This window comes from Halococcus sp. AFM35, assembly GCF_051195015.1.
Lineage (GTDB): Archaea > Halobacteriota > Halobacteria > Halobacteriales > Halococcaceae > Halococcus.
Map to the genome: position 1 here is coordinate 81,508 of NZ_JBNTJU010000004.1, position 23,290 is coordinate 104,797.

At 64.9% G+C, this 23,290-nt stretch carries 20 protein-coding genes; 7 read left to right on the plus strand and 13 right to left on the minus strand.

Annotated elements, in window-relative coordinates; translation table 11 throughout:
• The first annotated feature begins 86 nt into the window (after window positions 1-86).
• From ACQUQO_RS04570 to ACQUQO_RS04580, 3 genes are all read left to right on the plus strand, one after another.
• The gene (locus ACQUQO_RS04570; RefSeq protein ID WP_435076888.1) at window positions 87-1,673 is read left to right on the plus strand and encodes an alkaline phosphatase family protein; all 1,587 of its coding nucleotides are present in this window, start codon (window positions 87-89) and stop codon (window positions 1,671-1,673) included.
• Entirely contained in the window at window positions 1,673-2,737 is a 1,065-nt protein-coding gene (locus tag ACQUQO_RS04575) for a glycosyltransferase family 4 protein (RefSeq protein WP_435076775.1), read from the plus strand. The genes ACQUQO_RS04570 and ACQUQO_RS04575 overlap by 1 nt, the downstream gene beginning before the upstream one ends.
• 126 nt (window positions 2,738-2,863) lie before the next feature.
• Window positions 2,864-4,102 (plus strand): glycosyltransferase family 4 protein, encoded by a 1,239-nt coding sequence (locus tag ACQUQO_RS04580; RefSeq protein WP_435076776.1) that lies wholly within the window; start codon window positions 2,864-2,866, stop codon window positions 4,100-4,102.
• On the opposite strand, the gene ACQUQO_RS04585 is transcribed toward ACQUQO_RS04580, so the two are convergent.
• Complete coding sequence (locus ACQUQO_RS04585; RefSeq protein ID WP_435076777.1) at window positions 4,077-5,873, minus strand: class I SAM-dependent methyltransferase; 1,797 nt, start codon at window positions 5,871-5,873, stop codon at window positions 4,077-4,079. The two genes, ACQUQO_RS04580 and ACQUQO_RS04585, sit on opposite strands and share 26 nt — an antisense overlap.
• Before the next feature lie 27 nt (window positions 5,874-5,900).
• Here ACQUQO_RS04585 and ACQUQO_RS04590 point away from each other — a divergent pair, with 27 nt between their 5' ends.
• Window positions 5,901-6,794: a glycosyltransferase family 2 protein gene (locus tag ACQUQO_RS04590; protein WP_435076778.1), complete on the plus strand. Its 894-nt coding sequence runs from the start codon at window positions 5,901-5,903 to the stop codon at window positions 6,792-6,794.
• A gap of 87 nt (window positions 6,795-6,881) precedes the next feature.
• Window positions 6,882-7,289 (plus strand): nuclear transport factor 2 family protein, encoded by a 408-nt coding sequence (locus tag ACQUQO_RS04595; protein WP_435076779.1) that lies wholly within the window; start codon window positions 6,882-6,884, stop codon window positions 7,287-7,289.
• Between the two features lie 152 nt (window positions 7,290-7,441).
• On the opposite strand, the gene ACQUQO_RS04600 is transcribed toward ACQUQO_RS04595, so the two are convergent.
• From ACQUQO_RS04600 to ACQUQO_RS04610, 3 genes are all read right to left on the minus strand, one after another.
• Window positions 7,442-7,633: a hypothetical protein gene (locus ACQUQO_RS04600; protein ID WP_435076780.1), complete on the minus strand. Its 192-nt coding sequence runs from the start codon at window positions 7,631-7,633 to the stop codon at window positions 7,442-7,444.
• A 102-nt stretch (window positions 7,634-7,735) separates the two neighbouring features.
• Window positions 7,736-8,530 carry a sulfite exporter TauE/SafE family protein gene (locus ACQUQO_RS04605; protein WP_435076781.1) on the minus strand — a complete coding sequence of 265 codons (795 nt, stop codon included), beginning with the start codon at window positions 8,528-8,530 and terminating at the stop codon, window positions 7,736-7,738.
• Window positions 8,531-8,672: 142 nt separating this feature from the next.
• Window positions 8,673-9,602: a glycosyltransferase family 2 protein gene (locus ACQUQO_RS04610; RefSeq protein ID WP_435076782.1), complete on the minus strand. Its 930-nt coding sequence runs from the start codon at window positions 9,600-9,602 to the stop codon at window positions 8,673-8,675.
• 104 nt (window positions 9,603-9,706) lie between these two features.
• On the opposite strand from ACQUQO_RS04610, the gene ACQUQO_RS04615 reads away from it, so the two are divergent.
• Together ACQUQO_RS04615 and gfo6 are read left to right on the plus strand one after the other, a co-directional pair.
• Window positions 9,707-10,951 carry a glycosyltransferase family 4 protein gene (locus ACQUQO_RS04615; RefSeq protein ID WP_435076783.1) on the plus strand — a complete coding sequence of 415 codons (1,245 nt, stop codon included), beginning with the start codon at window positions 9,707-9,709 and terminating at the stop codon, window positions 10,949-10,951.
• A 40-nt stretch (window positions 10,952-10,991) separates the two neighbouring features.
• The gene (gfo6, locus tag ACQUQO_RS04620) at window positions 10,992-12,065 is read left to right on the plus strand and encodes a D-xylose 1-dehydrogenase Gfo6 (protein ID WP_435076784.1); all 1,074 of its coding nucleotides are present in this window, start codon (window positions 10,992-10,994) and stop codon (window positions 12,063-12,065) included.
• Between the two features lie 4 nt (window positions 12,066-12,069).
• Here gfo6 and dgoD read toward each other — a convergent pair whose 3' ends face one another.
• From dgoD to ACQUQO_RS04665, 9 genes are all read right to left on the minus strand, one after another.
• Window positions 12,070-13,221 carry a galactonate dehydratase gene (gene dgoD, locus ACQUQO_RS04625; protein ID WP_435076785.1) on the minus strand — a complete coding sequence of 384 codons (1,152 nt, stop codon included), beginning with the start codon at window positions 13,219-13,221 and terminating at the stop codon, window positions 12,070-12,072.
• A 44-nt stretch (window positions 13,222-13,265) separates the two neighbouring features.
• On the minus strand, window positions 13,266-14,429 hold the full coding sequence (locus ACQUQO_RS04630) for an ABC transporter ATP-binding protein (protein ID WP_435076786.1): 1,164 nt from the start codon (window positions 14,427-14,429) through the stop codon (window positions 13,266-13,268).
• A 112-nt stretch (window positions 14,430-14,541) separates the two neighbouring features.
• Window positions 14,542-15,462, minus strand: coding sequence for a carbohydrate ABC transporter permease (locus ACQUQO_RS04635; protein ID WP_435076787.1), 921 nt, complete (start codon window positions 15,460-15,462; stop codon window positions 14,542-14,544).
• Complete coding sequence (locus ACQUQO_RS04640) at window positions 15,459-16,481, minus strand: carbohydrate ABC transporter permease (RefSeq protein WP_435076788.1); 1,023 nt, start codon at window positions 16,479-16,481, stop codon at window positions 15,459-15,461. The genes ACQUQO_RS04635 and ACQUQO_RS04640 overlap by 4 nt, the downstream gene beginning before the upstream one ends.
• Window positions 16,482-16,493: 12 nt before the next feature.
• Entirely contained in the window at window positions 16,494-17,843 is a 1,350-nt protein-coding gene (locus ACQUQO_RS04645) for an ABC transporter substrate-binding protein (protein WP_435076889.1), read from the minus strand.
• 216 nt (window positions 17,844-18,059) lie between these two features.
• A complete protein-coding gene (locus tag ACQUQO_RS04650; RefSeq protein ID WP_435076789.1) occupies window positions 18,060-19,292 on the minus strand; it encodes a mandelate racemase/muconate lactonizing enzyme family protein in 1,233 nt (410 codons plus the stop codon).
• A 71-nt stretch (window positions 19,293-19,363) separates the two neighbouring features.
• Window positions 19,364-20,752 (minus strand): GntP family permease, encoded by a 1,389-nt coding sequence (locus tag ACQUQO_RS04655; RefSeq protein WP_435076790.1) that lies wholly within the window; start codon window positions 20,750-20,752, stop codon window positions 19,364-19,366.
• A 283-nt stretch (window positions 20,753-21,035) separates the two neighbouring features.
• Window positions 21,036-22,271, minus strand: a complete 1,236-nt coding sequence (locus tag ACQUQO_RS04660) for an HAD family hydrolase (protein WP_435076791.1) — start codon at window positions 22,269-22,271, stop codon at window positions 21,036-21,038.
• Window positions 22,272-22,318: 47 nt separating this feature from the next.
• Entirely contained in the window at window positions 22,319-23,236 is a 918-nt protein-coding gene (locus tag ACQUQO_RS04665; RefSeq protein ID WP_435076792.1) for a dihydrodipicolinate synthase family protein, read from the minus strand.
• Window positions 23,237-23,290: the final 54 nt, after the last annotated feature.

Below are 23,290 nucleotides of genomic sequence, written 5' to 3' on the forward strand. Positions count from 1 at the left end.
TCGACATGACCGCCGTTTCGGGCGGCGGCACGAATGGAAACGGTAATGGGCGTCACGGGAGGATGCTCAGCCAGTATGCACCAACCATGAGCGAGGGGGATGCCACACGCCGAGCGCTCGTTCTCGGTCTCGACGGCGTGCCGTTCGAGCGTCTGCGCGCGTGGGCGGCGGCGGGCGAACTGCCGAACTTCGCCGCCCTCATCGAGGACGGCGCGGCGGGACCGCTTGCGAGCACGAAACCCGCCAACACCGCGCTCGCGTGGCCCTCCATCGCCACCGGCGTCCGGCCGGACAAACATGGAATCTATGCGTTCTACAAGCTCGGCACGAACTACCGCCACCGCGTGAACACCGGCGAGGACGTTGTTCACCCGTCGCTCTGGGAGATGGTCTCGCCCTCGACCGTCGTGAACGTGCCGATGACCTATCCCGCCTCGGCCATCGACGGGAAGATGGTCACTGGAATGATGACGCCCGACCGGGGTGAGGGGTTCACCCATCCGCCGGACCTCGCTGCGACCATCGAGAGCCGATTTCCCGACTACGAGATCGGTCTCGACTGGAACGAGTACCGCGACCGGCCCGAGGAGTTCCCCGACGCGCTCGCATCGCTGGTCACCGCCCGCCGGGAACTGATGAACGACCTCCTCGACGAGGACTGGCGACTGTTTTTCTTCGTCTATACCGCCCCGGACCGCCTCCAGCACCTCCTCTGGGACGAGGAAATCCTTCTGGAGCACTACAAACAGCTCGATGCGGTGCTTGGCGATGCGCGCGAGGCGGCGGCCGACCACGACGCGAACCTCTTCGTGGTTTCTGACCACGGGTTCGGTCCCATTACGAAAAACGTCCACGTCAACCGCGTGCTGGCCGATGCGGGCTATCTCACGCCGAAAGACGACACGGGAACGCGCAGCACGCTCTCGCGAATCGGACTCACCAAAGAGCGCGTGCTCGGGACGCTCGAACGGGTGGGCATCGACACGAACGAGCTCGCAAAGCGCCTCCCGCGCGCGCTCGTCGACCGCCTCGCCGCCGGCATCCCCGGCGAGAACGTGCGCTACGACGTCGCCTACGACGAGACGACAGCGTTCGTCCACGCACAGGGCACACTGTATATCAACGACACTGAGCGCTTCGAGCAGGGTATCGTTCCCCCTCACAGGGTCGCCGCCCTCAAAGCCGAGTTGACCGATACCCTCACACGGGTGCGCGACCCCGACACCGGCGAGCGCGTCCTCGATGTCCACGACGGCGACGAACTCTTCCCGACCGACGACGCCGCGCCGGACCTCGTCGTCGAGCCGCGCGAGGGCTATTATGTGAAGCCCGCGCTCTCGGAGACGGTGTTTTCGGACCCCGGAAGCCATGCCGCCGACCACCGCCCGGAGGGAATTTTCCTCGCCGAGGGTCCCGACATCGCCGCCGGCGCGACGCCGAGCGATGCGAGCGTGTTCGACGTTGCCCCGACGGTGCTCCACAGCATGGGTGAGCCAGTCCCGGCGACCGCCGACGGGCGCGCCCTCGACGAGCTGTTCGCGCCGGACTCGCCACCCGCCGAGCGACCAGTGACGAGCGCCGACTACGCACGTTCGGGCGGCGAGTCGAGCGCCGCTGAGGGGGACTTCAGCGACGTCGAGGAACGACTGCGCGGACTCGGGTACGTCGAGTGATGCGCGACACCGAACTCCTCATCGTCGGGCGGCAGGGACCGGGCGGCATCGGTCAGTACATCAGCGAACAGCGCCGCCACCTCGCCGACCGACTCCACGTTTCGGCGCACAAAAGCGGCGCGTTCGACACCGAGAGCGCCCGCGCGTTCGTCCGTTCGCTGCTGGTCATCGTCTGGAACATGCTCTCGTACACGGCGCGCTCGCCGCCCGATATCGTCCACGTCCACTCCTCCCACCGGTTCTCGTTCTACCGGGCGGGCTACTACGTCCTCTTCAGCAAGTACGTCTGGAAACGACCCGTGATATTCCACGTTCACGGCTCCTCGTTCGACGTGTTCGTCTCGACGGAATCGCGGCTCGTCCGGTGGTTCCAGGCGCTCGTGTTCGGCGCTGCCGACGAGATCGTCGTCCTTTCGGAGTACTGGAAGGATACGCTCTCGAAACACACCGACCCCGGGAAGCTCACGGTGATTCCGAACGCGGTCGATGCCGCCGACTACTCGCCGGCGTTCGACGGCGACCGACCCCACGTGGTGACGGTCTCGAACCAGCTCCCGCGCAAGGGTGTCGTCGAGTTCGCCGCAGCCGTCGAGGACCTCATGGAGAGGAACCTCGATTTCCGGGTGTCGATTGCGGGCAAGGGACCGCTCTCGAACCATTCGGAACGACTGGCCGCGACCTACGACAACGTGGAGTATCTCGGCTACGTCTCCGAGGAGAAAAAACACGAACTGCTCGGCGCGGGGTCGATCTTCGTGTTGCCCTCCCACGCCGAGGGGCTACCGATAGCGATGCTCGAAGCGATGGCCGCGGGCAACGCCATCGTCTCGACCACCGTGGGCGCGATTCCGGAAGTCATCGACGACGAGCGGGGTCTGTTGGTCGAACCGCGCGACGGCGACGCACTCGCCGACGCGCTCGCGGAACTCGTCGCCGACCCCGAGCGCGTGGCCGCGATGGGTGAGGCGAACCGGCAGGCGGCAACCGACGAGTACGCGTGGGAGACCGTCGCCGAGGAGCTGCTCGCGACCTACGACCGCAATCTCGCCGCTGCGGCGCTCTGACCGTCGTCGCCCTCTCGACGTTCGTTCCGTCGGGATGCTTTCGACCGGTACGACCACAAGAGCGAAACCCGCTCGCCGAGAGTGGTGAGGTATGACCGACACCCGATGGCGTGGAGGCCCTCGCTAATGCACGTCTGTCTGCTCAGTGCGGGCACGTTTCCGCCGGATACACGCATCGCGGCGGCGGGCGCGGCGCTGCGGGCGGGCGGCCACGCGGTGACGGTATGTGCACGCGGGACGGGCGGTCCCGACCACGACATCGTCGACGGCATCGACCTCCGGCGGCTACCTGACACGGAGCTGTATTCGGGCCCACGAGGTGTTCTCGACGGCGTACGCTACGCGCTGGGGTTCGCCCAGCCCGCGTGGGTGCGCGCTGCGAGCGCGGTCGACGACGAACGGGGAGTCGATGTCTGCTGTGTGAGCGATTGTGGCCTGCTGAAGACGGGGTTGAAGGTCGGCACCCAGCTCGACGTCCCCGTCGTGGCCGACCTGCCGAGCGGGACGGCTGCCATCGAGACCGACGACGCCCACGGTGGCCGGCTGCGGCGGTACGCCCGCCGCGTGTTTCACTCGCCGTGGCGGCGCGGTCGAGTGCTCGACAAGCACCTCCCCGATGTCGACCAGTTGATAACCACCTGCGAGGAGGCGCGCGCGGCATACGTCCGCGAGACCGACATCGACCCGGAGCGTGTCGCGGTCGTCCGCGAGACGGTCGAGTCCGGTCTCGCTGCGAGGACCGAACCCGTTGGTGGACTCGGCTTCGATTCCGAAGGGGCGTTCGTCGTCACCGTCATCGCGGAAGGCGTTCCACGCGAATCGCTGGAAACGTTCGTCGCGGCCGCGGCGCGGGCGGCCGACAGCGCCGCCGACCTCCGCGTACTGGTCGTCGGCGACATCGGGGAGGGAACGCTCGACGATCTCGAACGGTTGGCTCGACGGGAGCTGGTCGGCGGGCGAATCGTGTTCCGTACCGAAGGCGAGGATACGGCCGGCTACCTCGCCGCGAGCGACGTCTGCGTCCTGCCCGAGCGCTCGCGGGCTGGGGACACCACCATCCCGCGGCCGTTGTTCATGGCGCTGGCGCTCGGCGTTCCAGTGATCGCCAGCGAGACGCCGCCGCTGAAGCGACTGCTCGGACTGACCGGGGCGGGGCTGTGCGTGCAGCCCGAGGAAACCGCGCTCACCGAGGCGCTGGTGGAACTCTCGGACGCCGAGCGCCGGACCGAACTGGGCGCGAACGGTCGAGCGGCGGCCGATGGCGCGCTCAACCGCGAACGCGACGCCAAGCGACTGTGCGAACTGTACGAATCGCTGTTGGCGACGCCGGAACCCGATATTACGATTCCGCAAGCAGATTCGTGAGCGCCATCAGATACGAACCGATTTCGTACGAGCCTTTGTACATCTGGTCGTCGATGTCGAGGCGGCCGTCGACGGTGAGAAAGCGCATCGGTACACCGAGGTCGCTCAGTTCGACGAGGTCTCCCCGAGCGCTGTCGCCGTATATCCACGCCATCGCGCGGCCGACTTCGGGGTCGAAATCGTGCTCGCCGCCCGCCGCGTCGTAGTGGGCGACCGCGTTGACGAAGAAAGTCTGATGGCACTCGTAGAGAAAGTCCCAGTACGGCGGACGGAAACCGAGTCGTTTCGTTGCGTTGCGACGCGCGCGTTGAACGGGCGAAACCGCGTCCTCCCAGAGAAACGCGCCGTCGGAACGCATCCGCTCGTCGACGGTCCGTGTCAGCACGCGTTCGACGTTTTCGAGATAGCCCGTCTGTCCGGTCACTTCGATGGCGCGGGCGAACCCCCAGCATGCATACATCTGGTTCTGGTGGCGACGGGTGGTGTGGTTGTCGAAGACGAACAACCCCTGTGGAGTGAGTCGCTCGTTCATCCGCCACAGCGCCGCCGAGAGCGCTTCCCGAACCGCCGACCCGGATTCGCGTTCGGCGAGATACGACCAGCCGTAGGCGAGCAGGCTGTCCTCGGAACGAGTGAAGTCGAAGCGCTCGCGTGAGTGTTCGAATAGTTCCCACGCGACGCGCTCGTGGGCGGCGTCGAAGACCTCGGCCGCGAGCGAGAACGCACAGGTCAGCGGGCCGATGCCGTAGCTCGGCATCGCCGAGAGCGTTCCGTTCTCGATTTGTTCCGCGAAGTACGCGAGCGCGCGTTCGAGCTTGTCGTCGTAGCGGTCGGTACCGATATTGGAGACGCGCCATTGCATCGCGCCCATCAGGCCGAAGGGTGCGTAGCGCCACAGCTCGCGGTCGTCGGGCGTCCATTCGAACTCGCTGTCCTCGCCATCGTCGACGATGTCGTACTCAAGCGCCCGGAGGAGTTTTTCGTCCTCGGGGTCCCAGAAGCCGTTCCGTTCGACCGGGCGGAACAGACAGTCGAGTGCGTCGTCGAGATACCCGTGATAGTCGAGCGGCTCGGCCGCGAGCACGAGATAGGAGGCATCCCCCCAGCGCTCGCGGGCGGTGAGTTCGTCGCTCGCGCGCTCGGCGGCGGCGACGAACGATTCCTGATAGCGCGCGGGCAGCATGTTGAGCGCCATATGGATGTAATAGGGATACTGAAACACGAGGTCGGCATCGAGCACTCGCCAGTCGGGTGCGAGCAGCGTGAGTGCGTCGCGCGGCTCGTAGTAGCGGTTGTCGGGCCAGTCGTTCGCGGCGTAGGGCGAACGTGGCGTCGGAACCGAGAAGACGAATTTCCCGTCATCGTTGAGGACGCGTCCGACCTCGGCGGTGAGCGCCGCGACGTCGAGGAACTTCCAGTCGTAGGGACCGATGGAGACGGCGGCATCGAACGCATCGTCTGGGAAGGGGAGGACTGGCTGTTCGGGGTCGGCGGCCCGGTAGCAGTCAATGGTGTTGCCGATTGTTTCGCTTGCGTACGCGCTCGCGTCGTCGGAGAAATCGATGCGCGTGAGCGAGTCGGCCGCGATGGCGCGGGTAACTGACGATTCGGAGGCGAGGTCGAGCACGCGCTCGCCGTCGAGGTGGGCGAGCGCGCGCTTGCGTTCCTCGTCGCGGAGTTGCTGGATGAGCGGGGTGGTCGGTGGCTGGCGCACCCACTTCCGGAGGGTCGCGTCGCGGGTCACTATCGGCAAGGCGCTCTCGGCACACATTTAGCTATTCCTTCGCTCGTCTCAGCCATGTCCGCCGATTCGCTCGTCTCAGTCGTGATTCCGACCTACTACCGCAACGACCGACTCCGGGGAGCCATCGAGAGCGTCGCCGCACAGACACAGCCGACCGAACTCCTCGTCGTCGATGACTCCGGCGAGGGCCACGCCCGCGAGGTCGCCGACGAGTACGACCTCACGTACATCGGTCTCGATGGCAACATCGGGTCGAATCCCGCCCGCAGTGTGGGGGCCAAGCGCGCTTCGGGCGAGTACGTCCAGTTTCTCGACGACGACGACCGTCTCCTACCCACGAAACTCGCCCGGCAGGTCGAACTACTCGAATGCACCGGTACGGATGTGGCTTACTGCGGGATGACCTACGAGGACGGGACGACCGTGCTGCCCGATTCGACCGCCCGTGGCGACGTGCTCGCCCGTGCGCTCGAATTCTCCCTGTCACCGTGTGTCACCTCGACGATGCTCGTCGCGCGCGAGGCGCTTGCTGAGGTCCTGCCGTTGCCCGACCGACCGGGCGGGGATGACCTCGGACTGATGATAGACCTCGCGCGCGAGCACGAGTTCGTGTTCGTCGAGGAGGCACTGGTCGAACGTGGCGTCATCGAGGACTCGCGTGGCAAATCACTGGGCCTCATTCGCGGGCGGAAAGAAATCATCCACGAGTACGACGACCTCTACGACGAGCTTCCCCCCTCCGTGCGGGCGAACGCGCTGGCGAACACCGACAAGCTTGCGGGCCGGATGGAACTGCGCGAACAGCGGTGGTCCACAGAGGCCATCCGGTCGTTCGCACTCGCGTGTTACCGCGCGCCCTCGCCCCGGACGACGATTCCGTTCGTCGCCTCGTTGTTCGGCCGGCCGGGGATGAACGCGATGCAGCGCGTGTACGAACTCGTAAGATAGCTGTCTGTACTATTGAAATAATACTCCATATGACAATTCTCATCACTGAAGCTATATCGTCTGTGGGAGCGTCTGTACTGGTGAACCATGAGTTCAACAAGCCAACAGTCAAATCTGGAGATCGTGAAGGAAGCCTACGACGCGTTCGCCCGTGGCGCGATTGACGACGTGATGGCCATCATGGATACCGACATCGAGTGGGTCGAAGCCGAGGGTGCTCCCTACGGCGGGGTCTATCACGGACCCGAACAGGTCCTAGAGAACGTTTTCGCAATGCTCGCCGAGGAATGGGACGAGTACGTCGTCGAGCCGGAACGGTTCGTCGAGGACGGTGACACGGTCGTGGCGCTGGGCACCGAATACGGCACCTATGCGGAAACGGGCAAGCGTTTCGAAGCACCGTTCGCTCACGCCGTGGACCTCGAAGACGGGACCATGGTCCGCTTCCAGCAGTACGTCGATACCGCCGTTCTCAACGAACCGCTCGTCGGGTAGCTGACGGCTACCCGGTGATCGTCCGCGCTCGCGTGTTCACATACTTCGCCCCGGACGGTGATTCCGTTCGTCGCCTCGCTGTTCGGCGGCCGGGGATGAACCCGATACGGTGGAGCTATTCGCTTATTCGGTATCCCGCAAGGCCGTTGTTATCAGAAGTGCTGTGGGGGTCGCCCACGAACCGCTCGCAGGATGCCGACGCTGGTGACGACGAATCCACATCCGACCAACAGACGGCTACTGACGGTGAGAAACTCCGCCGACGGCAACATCGCTCCGCACATCAGTCCCAGACCGAGGAGCACTAACCCGCTCGCTTGGAGCGTCGTGGGGGATGTTCGCACGCCGAATCATGTTGTTTTCTCCCCCCTTTCTATTCAGCCTGTCGGTCAGTATCCACGGTTATTCCGTTCGTTTTTCGATAGTAGTGCTGGAACGAAACGCCGTCAGGGACGGAGCGCGAGGTACGGGCCGAGCGTGGCGAGGGTGGCCGCGAGGGCGTGCTTGAGCCGTCGGGGATCCACGGCTCGTGCAACCCGCCAACCGATGACGATGCCCACCAGTTCCGGGACGCCAATCGCCACGACCAGTGGCATCGAGACGGCCCCCTGCGCGAGATATCCCACGGTCGCCGCCCCGGCGATGAACACCGACTGGACCTGCGCGACCGCGAGCGCCGCGAGCAACGGCACACCCAAAACCGTCAGCAGCGGGACCGCAAGCACCGGCCCACCGATGCCGAGCAATCCGGCAGGAACCCCGACGCCGACGCCGACCGCGCCGCCGGCGACCAGTCCCGCCCGCGAGTCGGGGTCGACGGTGTAGCCGGCGTCGGTATCGGTCCGCTCGCGATACCATACCAGAACGCCGATACCCATCACGAGTCCGCCGAGGACCATCCCGAACAGGCGCTTGGGGACGAAGGCGTTGATGCGGACGCCGACGAGCGCGCCGAGCACGCTCGTCACGCTCACGACGAGCGCCAGTCGTTGGTTGCTGGCCGCGAGCAGTTCGCCCGAGCGGGTATACGCGATGCTCCCGAGAAGCCCCGCTGCGATGTTGGTCGCGCTTGCGGTGCCGGCGACGGCCGCCGGTCCGAGTCCGGTCAGCGCGTACAGCGCAATCGTCACGAACACGCCGCCCGGGCCGAGCGCGGTGATGCCGATGCCGGCGAGAAATCCGATGAGGACCAACGCCAGAAGCGTCCAATCGCTCGGGACCGCGAATGTGGCAGATTGCACCGACTGCAGAACCGTAACTCCGAGTTCGAACATCGGCGTATCGACGTTTCCGGGGGTTTTCAAGCTGTCGTAAGCGGTTCGAGCGCATGTCTCCGGATGGGCCATATCGGTTTTAACTCTTCTCTCCGACCAGCAACAGCGCCTACTCGACCAGCGACGCCCGCCAGTTCATCGCGGCGTCACGGGCGCGGCGTGCAATGGCGAGTGTACGCTGGCCGAGCAGGGCGAACAGCATGATGAACGCGCTTTCGGCGGAGCGCTCGTAGCCCATCGCGCGGCGTGCGTAGGCGAAGGCGCGGCGGCGCTGGCCGCGTTCGAGCGCGACCCGTGCGTGCGCCCGACACTGCTTCTCGCGGAGGCGGCGCTCGATATCGGGGTATCTCTCGATTTCGTCGTGGTACTTCTCCCAAATCATCCCATTCACCTCGACGCCGTGGGTGAGTTCTTGTGAAATGTTATCGGTGTGAAAAATGCGCTCGACGAGGCGTTCGTCGACGTACTCGAACTCGTAGTCGCGTGCCAGTCGGATGCAGTGGTCCCAGTCCACACCGCGGGGAAAGTCGGGGTCGAACCCCCCCAACCCGAAACATTCGGCACGCAGCATATGACTCGAATGCGGGTGGAGACCGAACCGGGCGATGACGTCGGGGTAGATGTCGCCGCGGCGCTCGGGACGATAGACCCGGACCACCCGGTCGCCCTGTTTGACCACCCCGCCGGTGTAGACGATACCGACCTCCTCGCCCGCGCGCTCGAAGGCCGCGAGCTGTCTCTCGACCTTCTCCTCGTGCCAGCGGTCGTCGTCGTTGAGCACGCAGACGAACTCGCCGTCGGCGAGGGCGGCCGCGCGGTTCATGCTCGCCGAGATTCCGCGGTTTTCCTCGTTGTATCTGACGCGCACCCGGCCGTCGTCGGCGTAGGCCGCGAGGCGCTCTTCGGTATCGTCGGTCGAACCGTCGTCGACGACCACGACCTCGATGTCGTCGTGAGTCTGTGCCAGAACTGTGTCGATGGCTCCGGCGACGTATTCGGCGCGGTTGTACGTCGGGAGGATGGCGCTGACGAGGGGCATGGACCGGCTCCGACCCGTCCGGTGAAAACCTCTTGTGTCCGTCTCGGTGGCGCTGGCCGTGCCGTGAACCCAGCCTTAAGTCCCTGAGCGCACTCTGGGGAGGCATGCACGTCTGTATGCTCCTCCCCGAGCGCTTCCCGCCGGACATCCGCGTCGCAAAGGAGGCGTCGGCGCTCGGCGCGGCCGGCCATTCCATCACGCTGCTCTGTCGCGGCGGTCCCGACGAACCCTCCTTCGAGCGTATCGACGGTATCGACGTCGAGCGCCTGCCCGCCGGTGAGATGTTCGCCGGTCTCTCGGGCGTAGCCGATGGACTTCGCTACGTGGCGAGCGCCGTCCATCCGGCGTGGCAGCGCGCCGTCGTGGACCTCGACAGGGAGGATTCGATAGACGCCATCCACGTCCACGACCTGCCGCTGGTGAACACGGGGCTGGCAATCGGTGAGAAATTCGATGTTCCGGTCGTCGCCGACCTCCACGAGAACTACCCGGAGGCCGCCCGCCAGATACAGCGGATGCGTGGCTGGGGCGAAATCGGCCGCGACCCCGCAGCCCTCGTCCAGCGCGTCGCCTTCGCGCCGTGGCGACTCAAACGCCTCGAACGCGAGGGTGTCCGGCGCGCCGACCGCACCGTTACCGTCTGTGAGGAGGCGCGCGCACACTACCTTCGCGACTGTGGTGCCGAGCCCGCGAAGGTAAAAGTCGTTGCGAACACCGTCGACCGCGATGCTTTCGACAGCGACGTCACTCCGCCCGACACGCTTTCGTTCGATTCCGGGGCGTTCGTCGTATCGTACATCGGTAACTTCACGCGTCATCGTGGTCTCGACACGCTCATCGAGGGGTTCGCGGAACTCGTCGAGAGCACCCCGGCGGCACGGCTCTTGCTCGTCGGGAAGGGCAACGACAACTACGTCGCGGGCCTGAAGGCGCTCGCACGCTCGCTGGGCATCCGCGAGCAGGTGCAGTTTACGGGCTGGGTCGATTTCGCCGACGTGCCGCGGTATCTGGCCGCAAGCGACGTCGCGGCCGTGCCACACGCCGCGACGCCACACACCGAGACCACTGTCCCGCACAAGCTCTATCAGGCGATGGCGATGGGTATTCCGGTCGTGGTGAGCGACGTCGCGCCGCTCGCGCGCATCGTCGACCACACCGAGAGCGGTTTCGTCGCACCAGCCGGCGATGGCGAGGCACTCGGTGCGGCACTCGCCGAACTCACCGACGGGGAACGTGCGACCGAGTGCGGGGAGAACGGCAAGCGGGCGGTCGAACGGGAGTACAACTGGGCACGCGATGGACGGCGACTGCGTGACCTCTACGACGGACTGCAAACATCCGGCGCGTGACACCGACACACTCACGCCATCGGCCCCACAACCATCGCCGATGACGGAGCTATCGGACGTTTTCGAGGGATTCACCGGCCGCGACTGGCAGACCGGCGAGGAGGGAACAGTCAGGATTGCGATGGTCGGTCTCGGCTGGTGGACGAAAGAAAAGGCGATGCCGGCCGTCGAGCGCTCGGAACTCTGTGAGACGACGGTGCTCGTCAGCAGCGACGAGGAACGTGCGATGGCGGTCGCCGACCAGCACGAGACCGTCGTGGAGGGGCTGACCTACGAGGGGTTCCACGACGGGAAGGCTCGTGAGGAGTACGACGCCGTCTACATCGCCACGCCGAACGCCGTCCATCTGGAGTATGCAGCGACCGCCGCGGAGTTCGACAAAGCAATCCTCTGTGAGAAGCCGATGGAGGCGACCGTCGAGCGCGCCGAGGAACTGGTTGAAGCCTGTGAATCGGTGCCGCTGATGATTGCCTACCGGATGCACACCGAACCGGCGGTCCGTCGGGCGCGCGAACTCGTTCGTGAAGGGTTCATCGGCGACCCCGTGGCGATTCACGGGGCGATGACCCAGCGCCTGCTCGAAATGAACCCCGACACCGACCAGTGGCGACTCGACCCCGACCTCGCGGGCTACGGTGCGAGCGTGATGGATTTGGGTATCTACCCGCTCAACACCGCCCGGTTCGTCCTCGACCGCGACCCCCAGTCGGTGGGGGCCTCGATGCACTCCTCACACGAAGCGTTCGCGGATGTAGCCGACGAGCGCGCGAGCTTCCGCGTCGACTTTCCCGACGGCGTCTCGACTGTGTGCACCGCGAGTCAGAACGCCGCCCAGTCGAGCCATCTCCGCATCACGGGCACGGAGGGCGAACTCGAACTCGACCCCGTGTTCTTCCCCGACGAACCACGGAAACTGCGGGTTCGCCGCGGCGACGTCGATGCGACCCTCGATTTCGACCAGCGCAGCCAGATGACCGAGGAGTTCGATTACTTCGCCGACCGCGTGCTCTCCGAAACCGAGCCACATCCCGACGGCGAGCACGGGCTGGTCGACATGCGCGCGCTCGAAGCCATTTACGAGGCTGCCGAAAGCGATGCGACGGTTTCGCTCTGAGTCGTTACCACTCGGCAACCGAGCCGTCATCGTGTCGCCAGATAGGATTGTGCCAGTCGATTTTTCCTGACTGCTCGCGGACGTGTTCTTCGTCGATGTCGATGCCGAGTCCCGGCCCATCGGGAATCTCGACGAAGCCGTCATCGTACTCGAACACCGATGGGTCGGCGAGATAGTCGAGTACGTCACTGCCCCGATTGTAGTGAATCCCGAGGCTCTGCTCCTGGATGGTCGCGTTGTGTGCGCAGGCATCGACCTGGAGACACGACGCGAGCGCAATCGGTCCGAGCGGACAGTGTGGCGCGAGCGCGACGTCGTAGGCTTCGGCCATGCTGGCGATTTTGCTGACTTCGGTGATGCCGCCGGCGTGTGAGAGGTCGGGTTGAATCACGTCCACGCCGCCGGCTTCGAGCAGTGGTTTGAAATCCGCCCGCGAGTAGTGGCGCTCGCCCGTTGCAATCGGCGTCGTCGTGCGGGCGGCGACCTCGGGGAGAAGGTCGTCGTGTTCGGGCAGCACGGGCTCTTCGATAAACATCGGCTTGTCCGGTTCGAGCGCCGTGGCAAGCCGTTTCGCCATCGGTTTCGAGACCCGTCCATGAAAGTCGACCCCGATATCCACGTCGGGACCGACCGCCTCACGCACCGTGGCAAGCCGCTCGGCCACCGACTGAATGGCGGCCGGCGACTCGATGCGTCGAAATTCGGCGGTCGCGTTCATCTTGAGCGCCTCGAACCCAGCGGCGACGCGCTCGCTTGCCGCCTCGGCGACCTCGCTCGGACGGTCACCGCCGACCCAGCTATACACCTGTATCCGCTCTCTGACTGGGCCTCCCAAGAGCTCGTGGACGGGAGCGTCGAAGCGCTTTCCCTTGAGGTCCCAGAGCGCCTGATCGACGCCCGCGATGGCGCTCATCAAGATTGGGCCGCCGCGATAGAACCCGCCGCGGTACATCGCCTGCCAGTGGTCCTCGATTGGGTCGGGGTCAGTATTGAGAAGATGGCTCTCGAACAGCTCCTCGACAGCAGTCCTGACTGTGCGTGCCCGTCCCTCGACGACGGGTTCGCCCCAGCCGACCCGCCCGTCGCTCGTCTCAACACGCAAGAATAGCCAGCGCGGCGGCACTTCGAAGAGTTCGTAGTCGGTGATTTCGCCCATGCACTATGCTCGTCGCGGCCGAACAAAAAGCCAGCCGTCGCGCGTTACAACTGCGGTTCGACCGCTTCGGTATCGTCGAGTTTGCGGTTGTGTAGCGCCTCGCCGGTCTCGGTGTCGAACAGGTGGACAGCGTCCTCGGGAATCCGTGCGACCGCCGGCTGGCCAGCCTCGACGCGGCGCAGCCCGCCGATGGTCGCCACGAACGTCCGTGACTCCTCCACGTCGAGTTCGGCCGGCTCGTCCTCGCTCTCCTCGAAGGCGAGGTAGACGTTGTTGCCGCTGCCGACCGGCTCGACCACGTCGACCACGGTTTGAAAGTCGTGGTCGGTCTCACGCTCCTCGACGAGTTCGATGTCCTCGGGGCGCACGCCGAGGGTCACGCGGGACGCGTCGCCGATTGCCTCGCGCGTCTCCTCGGTGAGCGGGTACACCATCTCATCGCCGACCAAGCGGCCGTCCTCGACGTCGGTCTCGAAGAAGTTCATCGACGGCTCGCCGATGAACCCCGCGACGAATCGGTTTGCGGGTGCGTGGTAGCATTCGAGGGGGGTGCCGACCTGCTGGAGGCGACCGTCGTCGAGGATGGCGATGCGGTCGCCCATCGTCATCGCCTCGGTCTGGTCGTGGGTCACATAGACGGTCGTCACGTCCAACTCCTCCTGCAGGCGCTGGAGTTCCGTGCGCATCGACGAGCGCAGTTTCGCGTCGAGATTGGAAAGCGGTTCGTCGAGCAGGAAGACCTCGGGGTCGCGGACGATGGCGCGGCCGAGCGCGACCCGCTGTTGCTGACCACCGGACAGTTCGCCGGGTTTTCGGTCGAGCAGGTCCGAAATGCCCATCGTCGCTGCGGCGTCCTCGACGCGCTCTGCGATGTCGTCGTCCGATAACCCTGTTGATTCCTCCAGCCCGAAACTCATGTTCTCCCGAGCAGTCATGTGGGGATACAGCGCGTAGGACTGGAACACCATGGCGATGTCGCGCTCTTTGGGCTGTTCGTCGTTGATGATTCGGTCGCCGAGAGCGATGTCGCCTTCGGTGACCGTTTCGAGACCGGCGACCATCCGGAGCGTGGTCGATTTTCCACACCCCGAGGGACCGACGAGCACCAGAAACTCACCGTCGGCAACGTCGAGCGACGCCTCCTCGACCGCGACGATGTCGCCGTCGCCGAATCGCTTGGTCACCCGGTCGAGGGTTAGTTCGGCCATCCATCTCGCCTCCATTGTGTGAACGCTTCCAGTCGATGTGTACCTTCGGTCATGATTGGGTCGTCCCGTTTGAGTGTAGCAGTATTCTCCGAATCGATTCGAACAGCGTGTGTCATGCCCGCACCCCCTCGGCGAACTCGTCGGCGAACAGCACGTAGACCAGTATCGTCGGGATGGCGGCGATAAAGGCCGCGGCCATCCGGAGCGGGAAGTCGACCCCCGTCTGGGCCGCCCCGATGCCCGAGAGAATCAGGGTCACCGGCGCGGCTGGACTGCTCGCACTGGAGACGAGCGTCAGCGCGAAGAGGAACTCGTTCCATATCTGGGTGAACTGGAAGATCAACACCACGACGAACATCGGCCGCGACAGCGGCAGCACGATGCGCGTGTAGACCTTCGTGACGCTCGCGCCGTCGAGCCGGGCGGCTTCGAGCATCTCGGTCGAGATGTTCTGGTAGTGGGTGCGGAACAGCAGCGTGATGATCGGGATGCCGTAGGCGACGTGGGTAATCAGCAACTCCAGCAGGTCGCCCCAGTGTGGCTGGAGAATCGGCAACGCCCACAGGAACGAGAGCGTGCTCTCCAAGTTGAGGTAGTTCGACCAGAACCGCGACAGCGGGACGATGACGGCCTGATACGGGATGAAGATGCCCGCGATGAACAGTAACAGGACGCCGATCTGTCCGCGCCAATCGACCAGCGTCAGCCCGTAGGCGGCGGCGCTCCCCAGGATGGCACACAGAATCGTCGCCGGAACCGTGAACAGCAGGCTGTTGACGATGCCACGCTGGAGCAGGCCGAACGCCCTCGACCAGTTCCCGAGTGTGACGCTCTCGATACCGGGCGGGAAGTAGGGGAGGCTCTCGACGACGCCCGCCGCCGTCTTGATCGACGTGACGAGACCGGTCTCTATCGGGAGCAGGTAGAAGACGAGCAGGAGCGCAAGCGCCACGTACAGCGCGATGCGCCACGGGTCGACGCCGAACGAACGACCCTCTTGGGCGTCGGTCGGGGTGTCCTCGGCAGCCGTCATAGGTTCTCACTCCGGTACTGGTAGTAGAGATACGGCGCGATGACGCCGAGTGCCATCGCGAACAGGATGATGGCGATGGCCGATGAGTACGCCCACTCCTGCAACTGGAACGCCTGCCGGACCATCAGTGTCGCAAGGATGTCCGCGCCTTTCGCCGGTCGATAGCCGCCGAACAGCGCGTAGAGAAAGGAGAACGCCTTGAGCGCGAACAGCATCACCACGACGGTCGCGCTGATGGTGGCGGGTTTGAGCTGCGGGACGATGACCCGCCGGTACATCCGCCACGTGCTGGCCCCATCGACGCGTGCGGCCTCGAAGTGTGAATCCGGAATCCCTCGTAGCGCGGCGAGGTAGACCACCATGCAGTAGCCGCTGAACTGCCACATCAGCGCGAATATCACCGCTCCGAGGACGAGGTCGGGGTTGCCGAGCCAGTTGAACGGTCCCAGCCCGAACAGCCCGACGAAGGAGTTGACGATGCCGTTGTTCACGTTGTACATCCAGAGCCAGAACTGCCCCGTGACGATGAACGAGAGGCTCATCGGCAGCAGGTAGATGGTCCGCAGCGTGCTCTCGAAGCGGACCTGCCGGTCGAGCAAGATGGCGACACCGAGTCCGACGGCGAGACAGACGAGCGTGAACACGACCAGGAGGACGAGGGTGTTTCGGCCGGCGGTGATGACCGCCGAGGACGTGAACGCCTCGATGTAGTTCCCGAAGTCGAGGTCCGTGTACTCCGCGCTGCCGAACCCCGAGTAGTCGGTCAGCGAAATGACGAAGTTCCAGCCGATTGCGCCGTAGACGAACAGACCGACCACCGCGAAGGGAATCAGCCAGTACGGCATCGACCGGACGAAATCACTCCGCCAGTACCGAGAGAGCGTCGACCGCGTGGTGTCGGAGCGTGTCCGGCCGCTCACGGTCGTCCCGCCGTCGGTCGCGGCGCGCCCGTCGTCAGGGTGCTCGTCGTCCGCACCCGTCCCACGGAGCGTTCGCGCGAGTGAGCGAAGAACCGACATGCGTCGCTCGAATCAGGCCTGTCCGTCGCTGATGGTCTTGAGCATCGCGTCGGCGGTCGCTTCGACGTTGTACGGGCCGGTGAAGTTGTTGTTGATGACGCCCTTGAGGTTGGTCAGGGTCTGTGCCGGCACCGCGAGTCCGTGGGCGATGGTTGGGGGTTTTTGCTTTGCGTTCTGGAAGTCCTCGATGGTGTTCGAGAGATACGGCCCGAACTCCTTCGCGGTCGCGTCCTTCCGGGTGGGAATCGAGCCTTTCCGGGTGTTGAACGCGACTTGGGCCTCCTTGGTGCCGGCGTAGGAGAGCCACTTCGTGGTCTTTTCGGGCGTGGGATTGTTGGCAGGTTTGATGAACGAGTCCATGTGGAGGGTGTACATCCCTTCGGTCCCAGGGAACGTGATGTGCTCCCAGTCTTTTCCATACTCGAATCCCTGCTTGTTCTTGAACGCGCCGGCGGCCCAGTTGCCCTGATGGATGAACGCGGCGTTGCCGTTCATGATGTTGTTGAGCGACCCCGTGAGCGCGGTCGAGGAGGCGTCGTCGTTGATGTAGTTCGCGAGGATTTGCTTGGTGGATTCGAGCGCGGCGACGACCGTTTTCTTCTCACCCTTGCCCTGCGTGAAGTTCATGTAGGCCTGGTAGCCCTGCGTGCCGAGCATCACCGTACCGAACAGCTGAAGCGTGCTGAACGGGAGCTTCATCGCTTGGGTCATCGGCACCTTGTCCGTGTTCTGCTGGACCGTCTTCAGCGCCGAGAGCAGTCCCTGAAAGTCCGAGATGTTATCGGGGTTGACGCCCGCCTCGCTGAGGACGTTCTTGTTGAAGAAGAGGTCGTTGAGGCGGTGTGAGCCGATTGGCACCGCCGCGAAGTTCCCGTCGTACTTGCACGCCTTGACGACCTCCTCATAGTGTTTGTCCTGGTAGTTGTTCCACGCCTCGCTGGCATCGCCGAGGACACCCTCGTATTGGGTGAGATTCTGGCCGGGCCACCCGGCGAAGGAACTCGGCGGGTTGTTGTTGCCGAGACGTTTCGCAACGACGGTGTTGAGGTTGGTGTTCCCGCCGCCGCCGATGGGACGGAAATCAGTCTTCATATCCGGGTACTTGTTCTTGAAGTTCTTCGTCAAGGCGTTGATGGCCGCCTTGCCGTCGCCGCCGGTCCATGCGTGGAGGACTTCGAGCGCCTGTCCGGAGCCACTCCCGCCACCACCGCTGCCGTTGCCGCCGCTACCGTTGCCACTCCCGTTTCCACCACCGCCTCCACCGCCCGTACAGCCAGCGAGACCCGCCATGACGGCGGCGCTCGCCGCTCCTGTGCCCTTGATGTATTGCCGCCGTGTGTATGCCGACTCTCGATTTGTCATCGTGTCTCGTACAGGCATCGATGTTCGACAGTAAAAAACTTTCGTGACTTTACTCGAATGCGTGTATATGTTGTACCTCCAACCGCGCGAGAAATGGATTCGTTCGATTCTCGAACTTGATTCGATGCAGACACCCGCCGGCTCGTGGACGCGCCGCTTCGCATCGCTCAGCCGAACGTCGTGAATCGAAGATTTGCTGGCTCGACTTCGCTTCGCTCAGTCGAACAGCTCCTCGCCGTCGACCATGTGCTCGGCGACGGTATCCATATCGAGCGTCAGCCCAAGGCCCGGTTTCTCAGGAATCTCGATTGCGCCCTCGGCGATGACCGACTCCTCCACGAGGTCCTCCCACCAGCCCAGTTGATAGGAGTGGTACTCGACGGCCAGCGAGTTGGGGATGGCCGCGCCGACGTGGGCGCTCGCCATCGTTCCCACGGGGGAGGCGACGTTGTGCATCGCCACCGGCACGTAGTAGCTGTCGGCCATGTCCGCGACCTTTCTGGTCTCGCGCATCCCACCCATCTTCGGGAGGTCCGGCGCGACGACGTCGACGGCCTGCTCTTCGAGGAGGCGGCGGTAGCCGTGTTTGCGATAGACGTTCTCGCCGGCGGCGATTGGCGTGGTCGTGCTCCGGGTGATCTCGCGCTGGACGTCGTGGTTCTCGGGCGGCACGGGGTCTTCGAGCCACCAGACGTCGAAGTCCTCGACCGCGCGCGCGATGCGTTTGGCGCTGCCACCACTGAAGGCCCAGTGGCAGTCGAAGGCCGCGTCGGCCCGGCCATCGAGACGTTCGGTCACCGTCTCGACGATGTCGGCTTTGTGTTCGATTTCGCCGTTGCGGAGGTGGCGATTGGCCTTGTCCTTCTCGTGGCCCGAGGGCACGTCGAGGTCGAATTTGAGCGCATCGTATCCCAATTCTTCGACGACGCGCTCGGCCTCGTCGGCGTTGGCCTCGGGGTCTTCCTCCTCGCCCGCATGGCAGTCACAGTAGACGCGCACGGAATCGCGGTACTTCCCGCCCAGCAGTTGGTAGGCCGGGAGTTCCAAAATCTTGCCCGCGAGGTCGTGCAGCGCGATTTCGATGCCCGAAATTGCTGTGACGACGGTGCCCGCTATCGACCCCTCGCCGGACATCTTCTGCACCAGATGCTCGAACAATCGGTCGATGTCGAGGGGGTTCTCGCCGACGACGAACGGTTTCATTCGGGCGATGATTTCGGGCACGCCAGCGCCCCAGTAGGCTTCTCCCGTACCGACGATGCCGGCGTCGGTATAGACCCGGACGAGCGTCCACGGGAAATTGCCGTCGACCATCGTCGTCTGCACGTCCGTGATTTCGACATCGCGTCCGCCACCGCGTTTGGCCCGCACGCCCATCGTACCAGAGGAAAGGTCCCGCATCGTGTACTCGGCGTTCGGGTCGTGTAAGTCCGCGTAGTCGATACCCATACGTGGGAATTTACTCGCGAGCTAATAAAATGGGACATTCCGACTTCGCCACGCAAGTACAACGGTCTCGATCAGGCCAGCGGGAATATCGACGAGAGCACGAGCACCGAAATCAGTCCCGTGATCGCGATGAGCGTCGTGAGAACGGTCCACGTTTTCAGGGTCTCGGCCTGCGTCAGCCCGCCGATTTCCTTGACCAGCCAGAAGCCGCTGTCGTTGTACCACGAGGTCGTCGTCCCGCCGGCACCGATGGCCATTGCGACGTAGACCGGATGCACGCTCAATTGACCGAGCAGCGGTGCGACGATGCCCGCCGTGGTGAGCAGCGCCACCGTTGCCGACCCCTGTGCGATGCGCACCGCGGCGGCGATGACCCATGACGTGACGATCAGCCCGAGACCGATGCCGGAGAGCACGTTGGCGATGTAATCGCCGACACCCGCCGCGGCGAGCAACGCGCCGAAAGCGCCGCCAGCGGCAGTGATGGCGGCGATGTTGCCACCCGTCCTGAGCGCTCCCGTCAACTCGTCGGACCACGTCTCGCGGTCGATGTCCCGCACTCGGAAATAGGTGAACGCGGCGGCGAGGGCAGCAATCGTGAGGGCGACGTTCGAGTCGCCGACGAAGCCCGTGATGGCGGCGAGCGTTCCGCCGCCGAAGAGCGTGCTGACGATGGTACCGGAGGAGACGAGGACGATTGCGAGGACGATGGGCAGCAAGGATTCGACCAGTCCGGGCAGCTCGTCGGTCGAGCGCTGGGCCATCTCCTCCAGCTCCTCGCCGGAGCTGTCGACGGAATCGCGCAGCGGGATGTCGAGCCGGCGGTTGACCCATTTCCCATAGGCGACTCCGGAGACGAGCGCCGTGGGAATCGCGACGGCGATGCCGACGACGGTCATGATGCCGAGGTTGATACCGAGTTCGCTGGCCACCGCGAGCGGGCCGGGCGTCGGCGGGACGAACCCGTGCGTGGTGGCCGCGCTGGCACCGATGACGACGATAAACAAGGTATAGTTCTTGCCGACGCGGGCGCGCATCGAGCGCGCCAGCGGCGCGAGCAGGTAGAACACGTTGTCGAAGAACACGGGGATGGAGAGCACGTAGCCGCTGCCGAACAACGCCCAGTAGTTGTTGTCCTCGCCCGTGAGCGAGCTGAATCCACGGACGATGCGGACCGCCGCGCCGCTTTCCATCATCGTCTTGCCGATGACTGCGGCCATCAGGATGGGGATGCCGATACCCCTCATCCCGTCGCCGAAGGCCGTCGCCACCTGCGTCGGCACCTCACTCAGCGGGACGGCAGGCGTGACGATGCCGACCGTCAGCGCGGCGACGACGAGCGCGATGAACGCCGGAAAGTCGAAGCGGACGAGCAGGAGAACGACGACCGCGACGCCGACGACGAACGATACGAGCGGACCGGGCCCGCCGAGTTGCAGCGGGACAGTGAGAAGCGACACCTCGTTGCGTGGCCAGCCGGTTCTATTTAAAGTTTTGATTACCGTAGTAAACTCTCAAGGGGAGTTACACTCTCGCTCCGTTGGCGATACGAAACAGATGTCTCGGCTGTCCCGTCCGCCGAACGGTTTCGGGGTCGCGCTCTCGAACACGCTGGTATTCACGAGCCGAGCCGTTATTCGTTCCGGACGGAAGTCGGGGGTCCGTGTACCCGCTCCGACTCGACACGGTGGCGGTTCTGATGGACGCGGCGGTCATCTTCGCCGTGAGTATACTCACCGGCGGTCAGCCGAGCGTCGCCAACCGGTTGAGCGCGTAGACGATGCGCAGGATTGCAGCCGCCTCGCCACGGTCGAAGACGAGTTCGTCGGTTCGAATCACGTGGTCGAGCACCGCCCGCGAGGCGTGTTCTGGCGCGGCGGCGATGCCCCTTCCGTCGGCGACCCACTCCATCACGCGCAGGTCGGATTTCGAATCGCCCATCACGAGCGCGAACGGGTCCTCGATTCCGAGCACCTCGAAGGCCGCCTCGACGCCGACGACCTTGTTCAGCTCCAAACTTCCCACTTCGGCGGCGTCGGCCTCGTAGTAGGCGACGTCGATGCGCTCGAAGACGTCCGAGAGCGCCGTCGGCACTTCTTCGGGGTCGCGTTCGGGAAGTCGGTCGCGGTGTTCGAGCACGCCACGGATTTCGGGGTCCGCTGCGGCATAGAAGGCCCGTGCCCACTCGCTGCCGTGCTCGCTGTCGGTCCCTTCGGCGATGACCGTCCCGAGCAGGTCGATGAGATAGCACAGCGCGTGGTCGATGATTGCCGCCGCTTTCGGGCTGCCGGTCTCGGCGTTCGGCTTCAGGGTGACGTTGAACTCGTTGCCCTGTAGGTGACAGCCCTCCCGAATCTCATCGGGGGCTTCGGGGAGCACGCGCGAGCGCACCCCGTAGAACACCTCCTGCATTCGCTCGTCGAGGCGCTCGTACAGCAGCTTTTTCGTGTCCGTCCCGTGGCCGGGCGTGAACACGCCGGTGCCGGCCTCGTAGACGATGCTCACAGTACTAGAGTGGACGAGTTCGCTGCCGAGTCCCTGAATGGCGAACCCCTTCACGTTTTCCAAGGTCTGACCGGTACAGATGACCAGCGGTAGCCCGTTCTCGTGGAGTTCGGTCAGGTAGTGTAGGGTCTCGCGGGGAATCTCGTTGTCGGTCCCGCCCGCCGAACGCAGCGTCTCGTCGACGTCGAGCACGAGGGCGTTCACCCCACGGCCGTGTTTGGTCAGCAGGTCGAGCGCCGTAAAGGCCTCCTCACGGGTCGCGTGGGCGGCGACTTCGCAGAGGGTTTCGCCGTACGCGAACGACTCTCGAATCTCCCCCTTCCGACTTTCGAGTTCGGCGTCGATCTCCTGATACTCTTCGAGCGCGACGCGCGAGTCCACCGGCGGAAAGACGTCGACGAACCGCTGGTGGTCTCGCAAACTGTCGGTGTCGAAGGAGTCATAGAGGTCGTAGAGGAGGTCATAGCGGTCCATATCGGATGGGAGAGTCGGGGCGTATAAGCGTGTTTGGCCGCCCCGATTCAGAGCAGCCCCTCCTCGCCGAGGGTGGCTTCGAGCTGCGATTTTTCCCCGTCGTCCATCCGCCGCAGCGGACTGCGCAGCGGTCCGGCGTCGAACCCGCGCAGCGAGAGTGCGGCCTTCACGCCGGCCAGATAGGGACCGCCCTTGAACGCCTCGCGCACGCGATAGAGGCTGCTCTGGCATTCGCGGGCGTGCTCGATATCGTCCGCCGTATACGACTCGTGAAGGTCGACGAGCAGTTCGGGCAGGGCGTTCGCCACCGCGCTCACGCCGCCGGTACAGCCCACACGCCGGCCGGGGAACTGGAGCGAGTCCGACCCGGCGAGGAAGACGAGTTCGGGGTGCTCGTCGATGGCGCGAGCGAGCCACGGCACGTCCTTGCTCGAATCCTTGACGCCGGCGATGGCGTCGATGTCCGTGAGGTGGTCGAGCGTCTCGTGGGTGAGCGCGTTGCCCGTTCTCGGCGGGATGTGGTAGACGTAGATGGGTAGGTCGACGCTATCGGCGACCCGGCGGTAGTGTTCGACCACGCCCGTTTCGTCGACGGGGTAGTAGTACGGTGTGACGACCACGAGACCGTCCGCGCCGGCATTCGCGGCACGTTCGGCGCGTGCGACGGTGTGGTGGGTGCTCGGCGCGCCGACGCCCGCGATGACCGGCACCTCGCCGCCGACCTCGTCGACGACCGCCTCGACGACACCCTCCTGTTCGTCGGCATCGAGCAGGGCGAACTCGCCGTTCGTGCCGAGCGGAAAGACGCCGTGGACCCCGCGGTCGACGACGTATCGTGCGTGTGCGGCCGTCGTCTCGTAATCGACCGATTCGTCGTCGTGAAAGGCGGTCACCGTCGGCGGGATGACGCCGCCGAGGTCGAGCGGGTCGGCGCTGGCGGTATCGGGGGTCGTTTCGTCGCTCATACTTCCCGTTTTGCCGACCGGCACAATACGCTGTCGGTCAAACTACTCCTGGTT